This window comes from Cellulomonas sp. P4_H4 (assembly GCF_056400865.1).
This window is the reverse complement of record NZ_JBFUKL010000008.1, coordinates 79,664-94,611: the sequence shown is the minus strand read 5'-3', so window position 1 is coordinate 94,611 and position 14,948 is coordinate 79,664. Positions and strand designations below refer to the sequence as shown.

12 protein-coding genes are annotated in these 14,948 nt (G+C 71.8%); 3 read left to right on the top strand and 9 right to left on the bottom strand.

Annotated features, from left to right (window positions below; all coding sequences use genetic code 11):
- Positions 1-3: 3 nt before the first annotated feature.
- From murD to mraZ, 8 genes are all read right to left on the bottom strand, one after another.
- On the bottom strand, positions 4-1,389 hold the full coding sequence (gene murD / locus AC1DPN_RS18600) for a UDP-N-acetylmuramoyl-L-alanine--D-glutamate ligase (protein ID WP_477086319.1): 1,386 nt from the start codon (positions 1,387-1,389) through the stop codon (positions 4-6).
- A gap of 46 nt (positions 1,390-1,435) precedes the next feature.
- Entirely contained in the window at positions 1,436-2,524 is a 1,089-nt protein-coding gene (mraY, locus tag AC1DPN_RS18595; RefSeq protein ID WP_477086262.1) for a phospho-N-acetylmuramoyl-pentapeptide-transferase, read from the bottom strand.
- Positions 2,521-3,975 (bottom strand): UDP-N-acetylmuramoyl-tripeptide--D-alanyl-D-alanine ligase, encoded by a 1,455-nt coding sequence (locus tag AC1DPN_RS18590; RefSeq protein ID WP_477086261.1) that lies wholly within the window; start codon positions 3,973-3,975, stop codon positions 2,521-2,523. The genes mraY and AC1DPN_RS18590 overlap by 4 nt, the downstream gene beginning before the upstream one ends.
- Positions 3,972-5,537 (bottom strand): UDP-N-acetylmuramoyl-L-alanyl-D-glutamate--2,6-diaminopimelate ligase, encoded by a 1,566-nt coding sequence (locus tag AC1DPN_RS18585; RefSeq protein ID WP_477086260.1) that lies wholly within the window; start codon positions 5,535-5,537, stop codon positions 3,972-3,974. The genes AC1DPN_RS18590 and AC1DPN_RS18585 overlap by 4 nt, the downstream gene beginning before the upstream one ends.
- Before the next feature lie 61 nt (positions 5,538-5,598).
- Positions 5,599-7,362 (bottom strand): peptidoglycan D,D-transpeptidase FtsI family protein, encoded by a 1,764-nt coding sequence (locus AC1DPN_RS18580; RefSeq protein ID WP_477086259.1) that lies wholly within the window; start codon positions 7,360-7,362, stop codon positions 5,599-5,601.
- 143 nt (positions 7,363-7,505) lie between these two features.
- Positions 7,506-7,922 carry a cell division protein FtsL gene (ftsL, locus tag AC1DPN_RS18575; protein ID WP_477086258.1) on the bottom strand — a complete coding sequence of 139 codons (417 nt, stop codon included), beginning with the start codon at positions 7,920-7,922 and terminating at the stop codon, positions 7,506-7,508.
- Positions 7,919-8,917 carry a 16S rRNA (cytosine(1402)-N(4))-methyltransferase RsmH gene (rsmH, locus tag AC1DPN_RS18570; protein ID WP_477086257.1) on the bottom strand — a complete coding sequence of 333 codons (999 nt, stop codon included), beginning with the start codon at positions 8,915-8,917 and terminating at the stop codon, positions 7,919-7,921. Before rsmH ends, ftsL begins: the two co-directional genes overlap by 4 nt.
- Before the next feature lie 196 nt (positions 8,918-9,113).
- Positions 9,114-9,590, bottom strand: a complete 477-nt coding sequence (gene mraZ, locus AC1DPN_RS18565) for a division/cell wall cluster transcriptional repressor MraZ (protein WP_477086256.1) — start codon at positions 9,588-9,590, stop codon at positions 9,114-9,116.
- A 367-nt stretch (positions 9,591-9,957) separates the two neighbouring features.
- Here mraZ and AC1DPN_RS18560 point away from each other — a divergent pair, with 367 nt between their 5' ends.
- From AC1DPN_RS18560 to AC1DPN_RS18550, 3 genes are read left to right on the top strand one after another with little or no spacing between them, the layout of a single operon-like run.
- Positions 9,958-10,959 carry an AAA family ATPase gene (locus AC1DPN_RS18560; protein WP_477086255.1) on the top strand — a complete coding sequence of 334 codons (1,002 nt, stop codon included), beginning with the start codon at positions 9,958-9,960 and terminating at the stop codon, positions 10,957-10,959.
- On the top strand, positions 10,959-12,212 hold the full coding sequence (locus AC1DPN_RS18555; protein ID WP_477086254.1) for a DUF58 domain-containing protein: 1,254 nt from the start codon (positions 10,959-10,961) through the stop codon (positions 12,210-12,212). Before AC1DPN_RS18560 ends, AC1DPN_RS18555 begins: the two co-directional genes overlap by 1 nt.
- Positions 12,209-14,527, top strand: a complete 2,319-nt coding sequence (locus AC1DPN_RS18550; RefSeq protein WP_477086253.1) for a transglutaminase TgpA family protein — start codon at positions 12,209-12,211, stop codon at positions 14,525-14,527. The genes AC1DPN_RS18555 and AC1DPN_RS18550 overlap by 4 nt, the downstream gene beginning before the upstream one ends.
- On the opposite strand, the gene AC1DPN_RS18545 is transcribed toward AC1DPN_RS18550, so the two are convergent.
- Positions 14,472-14,876 (bottom strand): DUF3040 domain-containing protein, encoded by a 405-nt coding sequence (locus AC1DPN_RS18545; RefSeq protein ID WP_477086252.1) that lies wholly within the window; start codon positions 14,874-14,876, stop codon positions 14,472-14,474. The two genes, AC1DPN_RS18550 and AC1DPN_RS18545, sit on opposite strands and share 56 nt — an antisense overlap.
- Between the last annotated feature and the right edge of the window lie 72 nt (positions 14,877-14,948).

The following is a 14,948-nucleotide window of genomic DNA, read 5'->3' as shown; positions in this document are numbered from 1 at the left end:
TGCTCACACGTCCTCACCGAGCGCACGGACGGCGGCGGCGAACTCCTCACCTCTGGCGGCGTACGACGTGAACTGGTCCATCGACGCGCACGCGGGGGCGAGCAGCACTGTCGCGGGTCGTGCACCGGCGACGGCAAGCCGTCGAGCCTCGTGCACGGCGCGGGTCATCACGGACCCAGTCTCACCGGCGTCCACCTCGACCACGGGGACCTCGGGTGCGTGTCGGGCGAGCGCCTCGCGCAGCGGCTCCCGATCGACGCCGATGAGCACGACGGCGGCGAGCCGGTCCCTACGGCTCTCGACGAGCTCGTCGAACCGGGCGCCCTTGGCCAGCCCGCCCGCGACCCACACGACCGATCCCGATGCGAACGCCCCGAGCGCCGCCGCGGCGGCGTGCGCGTTCGTGGCCTTCGAGTCGTCGACGTAGGCCGTCCCGTCCAGCACGGCGACGGTCTCGAGTCGGTGCGCGCCGGCGGCGTAGGCACGCAGACCGGCGCGGATCGCCGCGGGCTCCACGCCGTGCGCGAGGGCGAGCGCCCCGGCGGCGAGGGCGTCGGCCACGACGTGCGGCGGCACCGTCCCGTCGGGGCCGGCCAGGTGCGACAGGTCGCCGAGCGTCCCCAGCTCGGCAGCGTGCGTGTGGCGCAGGCGTGCGAACCCGCGGTCCACCAGGACGTCCTCGACGATCCCGACCTGGCCGACGAGAGGCGTACCCAGCGTGAAGCCGACCGCGACGGCACCGTCGACCACGTCAGCCTCCCGCACGAGGTCCTCGGTACGCGGGTCCGAGAGGTTGTAGACGCACGCGACCTGCGCGCGCTCGAAGATCCGGCCCTTGTCCGCGGCGTAGGCGTCGAACGAACCGTGCCAGTCGAGGTGGTCCACCGCGACGTTGAGCACGGCCGCCGCCTGCGCGGACATCGAGTGCGTGAAGTGCAGCTGGAAGCTGGACAGCTCCACGACGAGGACGTCGAGCGACGGGTCGGCGGCCGCGAGCACGACGGGCTGCCCGACGTTGCCGACCGCGGCCGCGCTCTCCCCTGCCGCCCGCAGGATCGACTCGAGCATGCCGACGGTCGTGGTCTTGCCGTTGGTCCCGGTCACCGCGAGCCAGGGCGCAGGTCCGCCGCCGGACGCGCGGTCGACGCGCACCCGCCACGCGAGCTCGACCTCGCTCCACACGGGCAGCCCGCGCTCGAGGGCGGCCGCCAGGAGCGGGTGGTGCGGCGGCAGGCCCGGTGACGCGACCACGAGGGACGCCCGGTCCAGCGCCGTACCCGCGAGCAGCTCGTCGGTGCCGATGACGTCCTCGGCGTGGTCGTCGACGGGCACGACGCGGGCACCGTGCGACGCGAGCACCTCGGCGGCGGCCCGACCGGAGACCCCCATCCCGGCGACGACGACGAGGGCTCCGTCCAGCTGGGCTGCAGAGAGCTCAGCCACCTACCCGGACCCACTCGGCGTAGAAGATCCCGACCCCGAGCGCCACGAACAGGCCCGCGATGATCCAGAACCGGATCACGATGGTGACCTCGCCCCACCCTTGCAGCTCGAAGTGGTGGTGCAGCGGCGCCATCTTGAAGACCCGTCTACCGGTCATCTTGAAGAAGCCGATCTGGATCACGTCGGACATGACCTCGAGGACGAAGAGACCACCGATGATCGCCGCGAGAACCTCGGTGCGTGTGAGGATCGACAGGCCTGCGAGCGCCCCGCCGAGGGCCAGCGAACCGGTGTCTCCCATGAAGATCTTCGCGGGGCTCGCGTTCCACCACAGGAACCCGAAGCACGCGCCGACGATGGCGGCAGCGACGACGGCGAGGTCGAGCGGGTCGCGCGTCTCGTAGCAGCTCGGGCCGGCGGTCGCGAGGAACTGGCACCTCTGGTTGAACTGCCAGACCCCGACGATGACGTAGGCGCCGAACACGATGAGCGAGACGCCGGTGGCCAGCCCGTCGAGGCCGTCGGTGAGGTTGACCGCGTTCGACCAGGCCGTGATCAGGAAGTTCGCCCAGACGATGAACAGCAGGATGCCGATCGTCACGCCCCAGGTCGCGAGGTCGATCTGGGTGTCCCGGATGAACGAGATGTTCGTCGACGCGGGCGTACGGAACGTCTCGTTCGGGAACTGCAGCGCCGCCACGGCGAAGGTCACGCCGACGAGGCCCTGCCCGAGGATCTTCCACCGCGCCTTCAGCCCGAGGCTGCGCTGCCGGGAGATCTTGATGAAGTCGTCGAGGAACCCGACCAGCCCGAGGCCGGTCATGAGGAACAGGACCAGGACGGCCGACGCGCTCGGCATCGTCTGGGTGGCGACGAGGCCGCCGATCCAGCCGAGCAGCGTCGCGCCGATGATGACGACGCCGCCCATCGTCGGGGTCCCGCGCTTGGTGAAGTGCGCGGTCGGACCGTCCTGCCGGATGAACTGGCCGTACTGCTTGCGCACCAGGAACCGGATGAACAGCGGCGTACCCAGGAGGGCGATGACCATCGAGAGGCCACCGGAGATCATGAGCGCTCTCACGAGGGCACCACCTCCGCGACGAGGCGGTCCCCGAGGCGCCAGAGCCCGGCGCCGTACGACGACTTCACCAGCACCACGTCGCCCGGTCGCAGCTCGGACTCGAGGAACCGGGTCGCGACGTCGAGGTCGTCGGCCAGCACGACCTCGTCACCCCACGAGCCCTCGTGGTTGGCGCCGTCGCGGATCGCCCGGGCGCCCTCGCCGACGACGATGGTCAGACCGATGTTGAGCCGCACGCAGAGACGGCCGATCGCGTCGTGCGCGACGCGCGCCTCCGGTCCGAGCTCGAGCATCTCGCCGAGCACGGCGATCGAGCGCCGGTCACGCCCGGCCAGCACCGCGAGAGCCTTGAGGGCGGCGCGCATCGAGTCCGGGTTGGCGTTGTAGGAGTCGTCGACCACCGTCACGCCGTCCGCACGGTCCACGACGTGCATCCGGTGCGGGCTCAGGGCGTCGGCCGCCGTGAGTCCGGCCGCCACCTCGTCGACGTCGAGCCCCAGCGCAAGCGCCGCAGCGGCCGCGCCGAGCGCGTTGTGCACGTGGTGCTCGCCGACGAGCCGCAGCTCGACCTCGGCCGTGCGCTCCTCGTCGCCGGACCGCGAGACGAGCGTGAACCGGGCGCGCCCCGCGCGGTCGAGGACGACGTCGCTGGCCCCCACGGTCGCCTTCGGCGCGGCGCCGAACGTCACGACGTCACCGGGCGCCAGGGCGGCCATCTCGGAGACGCGCGGGTCGTCGGCGTTGAGCACAGCGATGCCGTCGGGCACGAGTCCCTGCACGATCTCTGACTTCGCACGAGCCACGGCGTCGATCCCGCCGAACCCGCCGAGGTGTGCCTGCCCGACGACGAGCACGACGGCCACGTCGGGAGGCGCGATCTGCGTGAGGTAGGTGAGGTGGCCGGGGCCGCTCGCGCCCATCTCGAGCACCAGGAACTGCGTGGACTCGTCGGCCCGCAGGACGGTCAGCGGGAGGCCGATCTCGTTGTTGAACGAGCGGACGGGCGCGATGGTCGGACCCACACTGCCGCAGAGCTGCGCGAGCAGGTCCTTGGTCGTCGTCTTGCCGACCGAGCCGGTGATGCCCACGACCTTGAGCCCGCTGCCGCCCGGCTCCTCCCACGACGCCTCGCGCAGTCGTTCGAGCACCACGCGCGCCAGGTCGCCGAGTGCCTTCTCGACGTCCGGCACCACGACGCTCGGCACGACGGAGCCACCCTCGCCGACCACGTCGCGCGAGGCGAGCACGAGCGCCGCACCGGCCTGCACGGCGACCGCCGCGTACTCGTGACCGTCGACGTGCTCACCGGGCAGCGCGACGAACAGGCCGCCGAGCACCTCCTCGCGCGAGTCGACGACGACGGGTCCGCTGACCAGGTGCGAGGGCTCGATGCCGCCGCGCAGCACGCCTCCGGTCGCGGCCGCGATCTCGGCCGCCGTCAGCGCGATCACGCGTGCTGCTCCTGACGGCTCTGGCGCGCGGCAAGGAAGACTTCCCGGTCGTTGTACCGGTGGAACACGCCGGCGATCTCCTGGGTCGGCTCGTGGCCCTTGCCCGTGACGATCACGGTGTCCTGCTCGTCGGCGAGGACCAGGGCGTCGCGGATGGCCTGCGCGCGGCTCGTGGCCTCGTGCACGTCGACCATGTCCGGGCGCTGTGCCCGCACTCCCTCGAGGATGGCGGACCGGATGGCCGCCGGCTCCTCGGATCGCGGGTTCTCGTCGGTGACGACGATCACGTCGGCCAGCTCCGCGGCGATCGAGCCCATGATCGGGCGCTTGCCCTGGTCGCGGTCGCCGTCGGACCCGAAGACGAGGATGAGCCGACCTGGCGTGATGGGCCGGACGGCCTGCAGGGCCAGGACCAGCGCGTCGGGCGTGTGCGCGTAGTCGACGAGCGACAGCGGGAAGCCGTCGCCACGCTCGATCACGCGCTCCATGCGGCCGGGGATCTCGTGCGCGTGCCCGACCGCCTCGATCGCGACGTCGAGATCCACCCCGGCAGCGTGCGCGAGCACGACGGCCAACGCGGCGTTCGAGACGTTGACCAGGCCGGGCAACGGGCTCGCGGCCTCGTGCTCGGTCCCGTCCGGCCCGCGCAGCGTGAAGGTCGAGCCGACTCCGTCGAGCCCGATGTCCGCGGCCGTCACGGTCCAGTCGGCGTCGATCCCGGCGCCCACGTGCGTCGCGACCGACTCGACCGGGATCTGCGACTCGGCGACGAGCCGACGACCCCACTCGTCGTCCACGACCACGACGCCGCGACGCGCCTGCCCGGGCGCGAACAATCGAGCCTTGTCGCGGAAGTAGCCCTCCATGTCGCCATGGAAGTCGAGGTGGTCGCGCTGCAGGTTGGTGAACCCGACGACGTCGAACACGAGCCCGTTCACACGACCGAGCGCGAGCGCGTGCGACGAGACCTCCATCGCGACCGCCGTCGCGTCCCGCTCCAGCGCCGCAGCGAGCAGCGCCTGGAGGGCGGGTGCCTCGACCGTGGTGCGGGGGCTCTCGATCGCTTCCTCGCCGATCCGGAGCTCGACCGTGCCGAGCAGTGCGGTGAGGGGGTGGACGGCACGCAGCGCCGCGTCGACGAAGTACGTGGTGGTCGTCTTGCCGTTGGTGCCGGTGATGCCGATCGAGGTCAACCGCTCACCCGGCTCGTCGTGCGCCCAGGCCGCGACCCTGCCCGCGAGCGATCGCGGGTCGTCGGCGAGCAGGACGGGTACCGCTCCGGCGAGGTCGGCCATCGCGGTCAGCCCGGCCGGGTCCGTGAGGACAGCGGCCGCGCCGGCGTCGATCGCCTGGGCCGCGTACGTCGCACCGTGGACCTTCAGGCCCGGGACGGCGACGAAGACGTCACCGGGGAGCACGTCGCCGCTGGCCAGGGTGACGCCTGTGAGCTGCGCGTCGTCCGCGACGGGCCGACCGGCCGTGACCAGGTCGAACGTCCCGACGAGGTCGCCGACCCGGTGGACCGCGGGATGCATCGGGCGCATCCGAGCCGGGGACGTCATGGGGAGAATCTACCCCGGGCAGCGCCGCCGGAACGTCGCGGAGCCCTCTGCTCGCACGCCATCACCACGTCGTCGGGAAGAGCGACGGTGTGGTACCGGAGGGCGCCACGCCGAGCTCACCGAGCGTGTAGCCGGTGACGTCGCTGAACACCGGCGCGGCGGCCGTGCCGCCGTAGATCGACGCCCGCGGGTTGTGCATGATCACGGCGACGGCGATACGCGGGTCGTCGGCCGGCGCGACACCGATGAACGACGCCGTGATGCCCTGCGCGCCGTTGGCCAGCCACGCCTGCGCGGTACCGGTCTTGCCGGCCACGCGGTAGCCGGGCACGGCGGCGTTCGAGCCCGTGCCGTCGTCGACCACGCTCTCCATCATCGAGAGGACGGTGTTCGCGGTCTCGGGCGAGACGACCTGCGTCGTCGTGGCGGGCTCGGCCGGCGTGTAGGTGCCGTCCGGTGACGTCCAGCCCTTGATGATGTGCGGCTGCACGCGGACGCCGCCGTTGGCGATGGTGGCGAACACCTGCGTCGCCTGGAGCGCGGTGACCGAGAGCGACTGCCCGAAGAGCACGGCGAACTTGTCGCGCCGCGCCCACGAGTCCACGGGGTGCAGGATGCCGACCGACTCCCCCGGCATCTCGATGCCCGTCTTCGCACCGAACCCGAACTTCTTCAGGTAGTCGAACCTCATCTGGGGCGAGAGGTTCTGGCCGACCATGACGGTGCCCGTGTTGGACGACTCCGAGAGGATCCCCGTCAGCGTCAGGTTCTCGAGCCCGTGCTGGTGCGAGTCGTGGAACGTCTCCTTGCCGTCGGGCGAGTAGGCGTACGGCACCTGGAACTGGGACGTCGGTGTGGCCACGCCGTTCTCGAGGATCCCCGCCATCGTGATCACCTTGCCGGTCGAGCCGGGCTCGAACACGTCGGAGATCGCGCTCGACAGGGAGCCGCCCTTCCAGTCACCCGGGTGGTTGGGGTCGACGCTGCCGGAGTCCGCGAGCGCGTAGATCTCGCCCGTCTTGACGTCCATCACGATGATCGACCCGGAGTCCGCACCCATCGCCGCCACCTGCGCGTCGAGCGCCGACTGGGCCCGGAACTGCACGTCCGACTTGAGGGTGAGTGCGACGGAGCTGCCCTGCTGCGCGGGCGTCTCCTCGGAGTAGCCCCCGGGGATGGCCTGCCCCTTGCGCCCGCGCTCGTACGTCTCGCTGCCGGCCGTGCCCGTGAGCTGCTTGTCGAGCGCCAGCTCGAGGCCCTCGAGGCCGACTCCGTTGGAGTTGACGAAGCCCAGCACGTTCCCGGCCAGGTTGCCGTTCGGGTACACGCGCTCGGCCACCCGGTCGACGTTGACGCCCGGAAGGCCGAGCTTGCGCACCTCCCGCGCGACCTCGGGCAGCACGCCCTTCTTGATGTAGACGAACCCGCGGTCGCCGACGAGCTGGCCACCGAGCTCTGCCGCATTCATGTCGAGCAGCGGAGCGAGGCGCGCAGCGACGCCGGCAGCACCGTCCGGGCCTTCGACCGAGCCGCCGGGCTCGTACTCCGGAACCTTCTTCTGGTTGACGGAGATGTCGTACCGCTCGACGGAGGCCGCCAGCGCGATCCCGTCGGCGTCCGTGATCTCACCGCGGCCACCGATCGTCGCGATCGAGGTGAGCCGGGCGTCGCGCGCCTGCTCGGCGATGCTCTGACCTCGCAGGCCCTGCACGTAGACGAGCCGGGCACCGAAGACGACGAGCGTCAGCACGACCACGGCCGCGAGGAACGCCATCCGGTTGCGCGAACCGGCCTGAGGTTGCTGCCCACCCGGGCGCGTCGGCACCTCGACCGTGCGCGGCGGTCCGCCCTGCCCGTTCCGAGGACGGGGAACTGTGCCGCTGCCGGCCGACCGCGCGGTGCTCGGCGGACGCGACCCGGTGCTCGGCGGACGAGCACCGGTCCGCGGGCGACCGGTGACCGGCGTCGTCATCCGGCGGCCCCGGCCGGCTCGGGCGCGCCCTGCACGCTGCCGTCGGACAGGCGCAGCCACCCGGTGCCGTTGGTGGGCACCATGCCGAGCTGGGCGGCGATGGCGGCGAGGTGCGCGGGCGAGGCCTTCGCGTCCAGGTCGGCCTGCTTGTCCTGCGCGTCCTGGTTGAGCTGCCCGAGCTCGTTGGACAGGTCGTACTTCGCGTAGGCGCTCGACGCCATCGAGGTGTTGAGGAGCAGGGCGGAGAGCAGCGCTCCCGCGAGGACGGCCATGCACGCCAGGATGAACGGCATCCGCGTCCGGGCGTGCTCCGGCGCGCGGACAACCTTCAAACGCGGTGCGGGTGGATTCTGCGGGGCGGTGCGCGGACGTGCCGGGGTGGTACGAGCGCGGACTGCGGACTGGGCGCTCATGCCGCCCTCCTTCCCGTTCGGTGGCGCAGGTGGTCAGGGGTCGGTCGGGTGCGCTCAGCGGCCCGGAGGCGGACCGACTGCGAGCGCGGGTTGCGGGCCACCTCGGCCTCGTCGGCCTCCTCGGCGCCGCGCGTGACCAGACGCAGGTACGGCGCGTGCGTGGCCGGCTCGACCGGGAGGTCGGGCGGCGCGCTGGACGTCGCCCCGGCGGCCATGGCCCGCTTGACGGCCCTGTCCTCGAGCGAGTGGTACGACTCGACGACGAGCCGGCCACCGACCGCCAAGGACTCGATCGACTCGGGAAGCGCGCGCTCTAGGGTCTCGATCTCGCCGTTGACCTCGATGCGCAGCGCCTGGAACGTGCGCTTCGCGGGGTTGCCACCCGTCTTGCGCGTCGCGGCCGGGATGTTGGCCCGCACGATGCTCACGAGCTCTCCCGTGCGCTCCAGCGGGCGCTTGGCCCGCTGCGCGACGATCGCTCGGGCGATGCGCGGCGCGAACCGCTCCTCGCCGTACTCGCGCAGGATCCGCGCGAGCTCCCGCTCGTCGTAGGTGTTGAGCACGTCCGCGGCGGTCTGACCCGTGGTCGCGTCCATCCGCATGTCCAGCGGCGCGTCCGCCGAGTAGGAGAAGCCGCGCTCGCGCTCGTCGAGCTGCAGGGACGAGACCCCGAGGTCCATGAGGACGCCCTGCACCTTGGCGATGCCGAGCCGGTCGAGCACCTCGTTGATCTCGTCGTAGATCGCGTGCACGCCCGTGAAGCGGTCACCGAACGGCGCCAGGCGTCGGCCCGCGAGCTCGAGGGCCTGCGTGTCGCGGTCCAGGCCGATCACGCGGACGTGGGGGAACGCCTTCAGGACGCCCTCGGTGTGGCCGCCCATCCCGAGCGTGGAGTCGACCATGACGGCCTGATCGACGCCGAGCGCGGGCGCGAGCAGGTCCAGGCAGCGCTGAAGGAGCACCGGCATGTGCCGGGAGGCGGCGTCGTCGCTCATCGCTGGCCTCCGCTCCTGTGTCCGTCGTGCTGCTGTCGGGCTGTGCTGTCGCTGGTCCTGCAGAGAGATCTGGTCGGACGGCCCTCCGCCGTCCGACCAGATCCCCCTCCGACCCTCTGACGCCGGGGAAGTGCGTCAGGAAAGTCGGGGGGAGGTCTCACCGGGCGGCCATCGGGCCCCTGCGTGACGTGCTGAGTCAGAACGGGCCGTTCGGGAAGACCTCCTCCGCGGTGTCGGCGTAGCCGGCCTCCTGCTCGGAGAGGTACGTCTCCCATGCCGTCAGGTCCCAGATCTCGACCCGGGTCCCGGTGCCGATGACAGCGACGTCGCGGTCGAGCCCGGCGTACTTGCGCAGCATCGGCGGGATCGAGATGCGGCCCTGCTTGTCGGGCAGCTCGTCGCTGGCGCCGGACAGGAACACACGCAGGTAGTCACGCGCCTGGCGGCTGGTCACGGGGGCCTGCCGCAGCTGGTCGTGCATGCGCCGGAACTCGTCCATGGGAAGCAGGAAGAGGCAGCGCTCCTGACCGCGGGTCATGACGAGCCCCGGGGCGAGCTGACCGCGGAACTTGGCCGGAAGGATGAGCCGGCCCTTCTCGTCGAGACGCGGGGTGTACGTCCCGAGGAAGGGCGCGAAGGAGCCAAAAGCGCCGGTGGACGGCTCATACGTCACCACGCCTCCTTCTGCTCCCCCGGTATGACGCTCCCCGCGTCACCACGTGCCTCCACGGTACTCCACTTCACTCCACCAAGGCTTGGAGATACGCCGGATTCACCCGATCGAAGCGGTGTCTATGCAGGTCAGCGGCGCGGAGTGAAGTGGAGGGAAATCGCACCGGCCGGGGCTCGAGCTGCGTGTCGAGTGGCGCCATCGGGCTCAAGATCGGACATTTGAGGTCGAACCACCCCTCGCTGGCGGGTTCGGCGAACGGATGAACCATCTGAACGCCCACGACGTGGAGCGAAGTGGGGGGCCCGTGGGCGATGAATGTCGGCGCAGCGACCTTTAGGCTCGACCCAGTTCCGCCAAAGGAGGCGCCATGCTGCAGGCCACCCCGTCGTCGAGCGAGCTCGAGGACGTCGTCGCCACCACGCAACGGATGCGTGCTGCGATCGAGAGTGTCGTCACGGGACGGGCCGAGCTCGTCCGGGTCACGGTCGCAGTGCTGCTCGCCGAAGGGCACCTGCTCCTCGAGGACGTGCCGGGGGTCGGCAAGACCACGCTCGCCAAGGCGCTGGCGAAGTCCATCGACTGCTCGGTCGGGCGGATCCAGTTCACGCCCGACCTGCTGCCCTCCGACCTCACCGGGGTCAACATCTTCCGGTCGCAGACGCACGAGTTCGAGTTCCGGCCGGGACCCGTCTTCGCGCACATCGTGATCGGCGACGAGATCAACCGCGCCTCGCCGAAGACCCAGTCCGCGCTGCTCGAGTGCATGCAGGAGGCGCAGGCCACGGTCGACGGCCGCACCTACCCGCTGCCGCGCCCGTTTCTCGTCGTCGCGACACAGAACCCCGTCGAGATGGAAGGCACGTACCCGCTGCCCGAGGCTCAGCGCGACAGGTTCATGGCGCGGCTCACCGTCGGCTACCCGAGCATCGAGTCCGAGCTCGACATGCTCGACCTGCAGGAGACGTCGGACCCGCTGGACACCCTCACGGCCGTCACGGACGCCGTCCAGGTCAAGGCGGCGATCGAGTCGACCCGCCGGCTGTACGCCTCCCCCGCGGTCAAGCGCTACATCGTCGACCTGGTCACGGCGACGCGCGTCGACAACGGGCTGCGCCTCGGTGCGTCGCCGCGTGCCGCCATCCAGCTGCTCCGTGCCGCCAAGTCGCTCGCCGCGATGGACGGCAGGGACCACGTGCTCCCCGACGACGTCCAGCAGCTGACCGTGCCCGTCCTCGCGCACCGCCTGCTGCCCAGCACCGAGTCGCGACTGTCCGGGCGGACGACGTCCGACATCGTCTCGGAGATCGTCGACCGCATCCCCCTCCCCTCCCCGGCCGTGGCCGGGCGAGGCCGTCGCGCCGTCGGCTGATGCGTCTGCGTCCCTCCGCACGCGGGTGGGCCCTGGCGGTCGCCGGGGTCGCCGCGCTGCAGCTGGGCGTCGTGCTCGGCTCGGTCGACCTGGTCCGGATCGGGACCCTGGCGCTCCTGCTGGTGGTCGCCGCCGCGATCGGCGTGCTCATCGTCGACCCCGCTCGTGGGCGGCACCGGCTCGGCGTGACCCGTAGCACCAGGCCGAACCCGGTGCACGCCGGCTCGGAGGCCCAGATCGAGGTCGTCATCGCCGCGACCGACCCCGCGGCGCGCGTGCGCCTCGCCGGCCTCAAGTTCGCCGAGCAGGCCGCGACCGAGCTCTCCGGCGGTCGACCACTGCGCGCGCGCGTCTCCCGGGCCCCGCGTCGCGTGACCGTCACCTACGGGGTCCAGGCTGCGCGCCGAGGTCGCTGGCCGCTCGGACCGCTGGTCGTCACGCGCAGCGACCCGTTCGGTGTCATCCGTGCCTCCGCCACGCTCGGCGAGCAGGCCGAGGTCGCGGTGTGGCCGACGGTCGTCTCCCTGCCGACGCCCGGTGACGTGCTCGTGGGCGAACCCGACCGGGTCGCGCTGGGCGCCCGCACCCCCTCGACCGACGACGCCTCGCTGCGCGACTACCGCGAGGGTGACGACCTGCGTCGCGTGCACTGGAGCAGCAGCGCACGCCGCGGTGCCCTCATGGTGCGGTCCGACGAGCGCGCCGGGATGCGCCCCGTGACCGTCCTGCTGGGTCTGCCTGCTCGCTCGTCGACCCTCGAGTGGTCGATCTCCCTGGCGGCGTCCATGGCGCTCGCGATGCTCGACGGTGGCCACCCGGTCCGACTCATCGGCGGCAGCACCGCGGCATCGGAGGCCGGCGAGAACCCGCTCGCCTTCGTGCACAGCCGCTCGGGTCCGGGGGCCCGTTCCGCGATCCTCGACCGCACGATCGACCTCGAGGCACCACGAACCAACGTCCAGGGCGAGGTCGACCTCGTCGCCGCCGCGCACCTCCTGCACTCGACGGATCCGGCCGGTGAGATCGTCCTCGCCGTGATGGGTCCGCTCGGCGCCTCCGCTCGCGCCGCACTCGCGCACGTCGCCGACGACGCGCAGGCCTGGGCAGTCGTCCGCGCCGACACCCCCGCGCACGCCGCCGAGGCCGACGAGACCATCCGCGCGCTGCGCCGGGCCGGTTGGCGGGCATGCCGCGTCGTGGCCGACGAACCGATCGTCGACTGCTGGCTCCGGCTCCTGGGGTCGGCGTCATGATCACCCGCCTGCAGCCGATCCCCCGCGGCCCGCGCTCCGCCCTCGGGACCGCGCTCGTCGCGCTGGCCACGTGCTCGAGCCTGCTCGCGCTCAAGGACCTGATCGTCAAGGGCACGTGGCTCTCCACGGGCTGGCTCATCGTTCTCGTCGTCGCCCTCGTGGTCATGGGCGTCCGTGCGGTGACCCGGTCCTGGTGGGCGCCCACTCTGGTCGGCACCGTCGTGTCCGCGGTCATCCTGCTCGTCCGGTACGGCGCCACACCGGGCCGTGTTCGCGTCCTGCCCGACACCGGCTCGTTCGACCGGACGCTCGCGGTCGCCCGCGAGGGCATCACGCTCATCAACGACTCACTCGTCCCCATGCCGGGCCAGCGCTCGGCCGAGCTGCTCATCGTGACCGGCGCCCTGGCCGTGTTCCTCCTCGCGGACCTGGTCGCGATCGGCCTCGGCGCACCCGCCCTGTCCGGCCTGATCCTCGCGACGCTCTGGCTCCCTGCCGTCCTGCTCGGCTTCCCGGCCAGCGGGTGGGCGCTCGCCTGGACCGCGCTCTTCTACCTGCTCCTGCTCGCGCTCAGCGCGGCTCCCGCGACCGCGCACGCGGACCAGGGCAGGCGCGCGTCCGTGGCGATCTTCGCGTCGGTCTCCCTCATCGTCGCGACCGTCGTCATCGGGCCGGCCGTCGCGTCGTTCCCCGGGTGGGCATCCTTGAGCCTCCCGACGTTCGGGACCGGACCGGTCGGCCCTGTGTGGCTGAGCGACGACCTCAACCTGCGCAACAGCCTGCCGCGGCGTTCCGGGCAGGTCGTGATGCGTTACACGGTCGCGCCGCCGACCCTGCCCGCCGCCGGGCCAGGCGTCACCCTCGATCCCGCCACGCCGACCCCCTCACCGAGCGCCTCGAGCGACGCGCCCGCCGGTGCCGTGACCGCGAGGACCGTCGGCCCGCTGCGCTTGTTCACCCTCACCGACTTCGACGGGTCCAAGTGGCATCGGACCGACGCGCTGGAGCTGACCGAGTGGGACCCCACGACGCTGCTCACGTCCGTTCCTGACCTGCTCGGCACCACTCCGGACCCTGAGCTCGGCACGCTCGCCGACGTCAACATCGACGTCGGGAACATGCGCGAACGGCGGCTCCCGATCACGACCTTCCCGCGCACGGTCGTCATCAACGGCCCCTGGCAGTACGACGAGGCACGCGACGAGGTCGTGGGCCGACGAGCCACCTACAACGGGTTCGAGTACGCCATGCAGGTCCAGATCCCCACCCTGACCAAGGACGACCTCGCCACCGCCGAGGTGGGCGACCCGGGCGACGACGGCGCGACCCTGCAGGTGCCGGAGACCTCCCGCACCGACGACCTCATCGACGCAGCCGCCGAGATCACTGCCGACGCCACGACGCCGTACGAGCAGGCGATGGCGCTGCAGACCTACTTCCACGCGACGACGAACTTCACGTACGACACCCACGTCGCCCCCGCGCGCACCGACGACGCCGTCTGGGACTTCCTCCAGTCGACCCACGGGTTCTGCGTCCAGTTCGCCACCTCGATGACGATCATGGCGCGCACTCTCGGGATCCCCGCCCGCGTCGCGGCCGGCTACCTGCCCGGCGAGGCCGACGACGAGGGCACCTACGTGGTGACCGGCCGCCAGGCCCACGCCTGGCCCGAGCTCTACTTCGACGGCTACGGGTGGGTGCGGTTCGAGCCGACCCCGGCCGTCCAGACCGGCCCGCTACCCGTGTGGAGCGACCCGTTCGTCGGCGTCAGCGGAACCGACCCCAGGCTCGACGAGAGCGTTCCGGGCCAGACAGGCGGAGCGACCTCGGCACCGGCGCCTTCCACTCCCAACACGGGCTCGGCGGCACAGGACTCGGGCACCGCGTGGCTGCCCGTCGGGATCACCGTCGCGGTCGTGATGCTGATCGCCTCCGCCGCGATCGTCATCGTCCGCCGGCGCTCGAGCCTGCTCCCCGAGCTGACCCCGGAACGCGCCTGGACCCGGGCACGTCGACGCCTGGCCAAGAAGGGCGTCGTCTGGTCGGACGCCGACACGCCCCGGACGGTCGTCACATCGGTCCAGGCGCAGCTGGTGGCGCGGTCCGGATCAGCGCTGACCGGTAGCGCCGCCGACGCGCTCGTGGCGCTGGCTCGTGCGATCGAGACCGAGCGCTACGCGCGGACGCAACCGAACTTCGACCCCGCGGTCCTGGCGACCTGGGTGGACGAGCTGGTCAGCGGAGCAGAAGCCTTGCTCAGCGATCGCCCTCGCCGCGACGCCGTTCCCAGCGCTCCTCGAGACGGGTCATGAAGCCGGCGCGCTGACGACCCTGCTTCTTCGCAGGCGTCACGGCGCCGTCACTCTGCACGACGCCACGCGGACCGGAGCGGCGACCGCTCGAACGGTGCGGATCGGCGAACGCGAACGCGACGGCGGCGAACATGACCACGAAACCGACGACGCCCAAGAGCGGCTGGCTCTTGGCGGCGCCCAGAACGAGCAGCAAGAGGCCGACCGCCGCACCGACGCCCGCGATCATGTAGCGGCCGAACGGGCGGCGCCCGCGTTGAGTCAGCGTGTTCGCGAGCCGAGGATCGTCAGATGTCAGCTGACGTTCCATCTGCTCGAGCACGCGCTGCTCGTACTCCGAGAGAGGCATCCTGACCCCCGTTGTCAGCTGTAAGCACCTGTGTTGCCCTCAGGATAGATCCGCGGGAACGAAGGTGGTAGT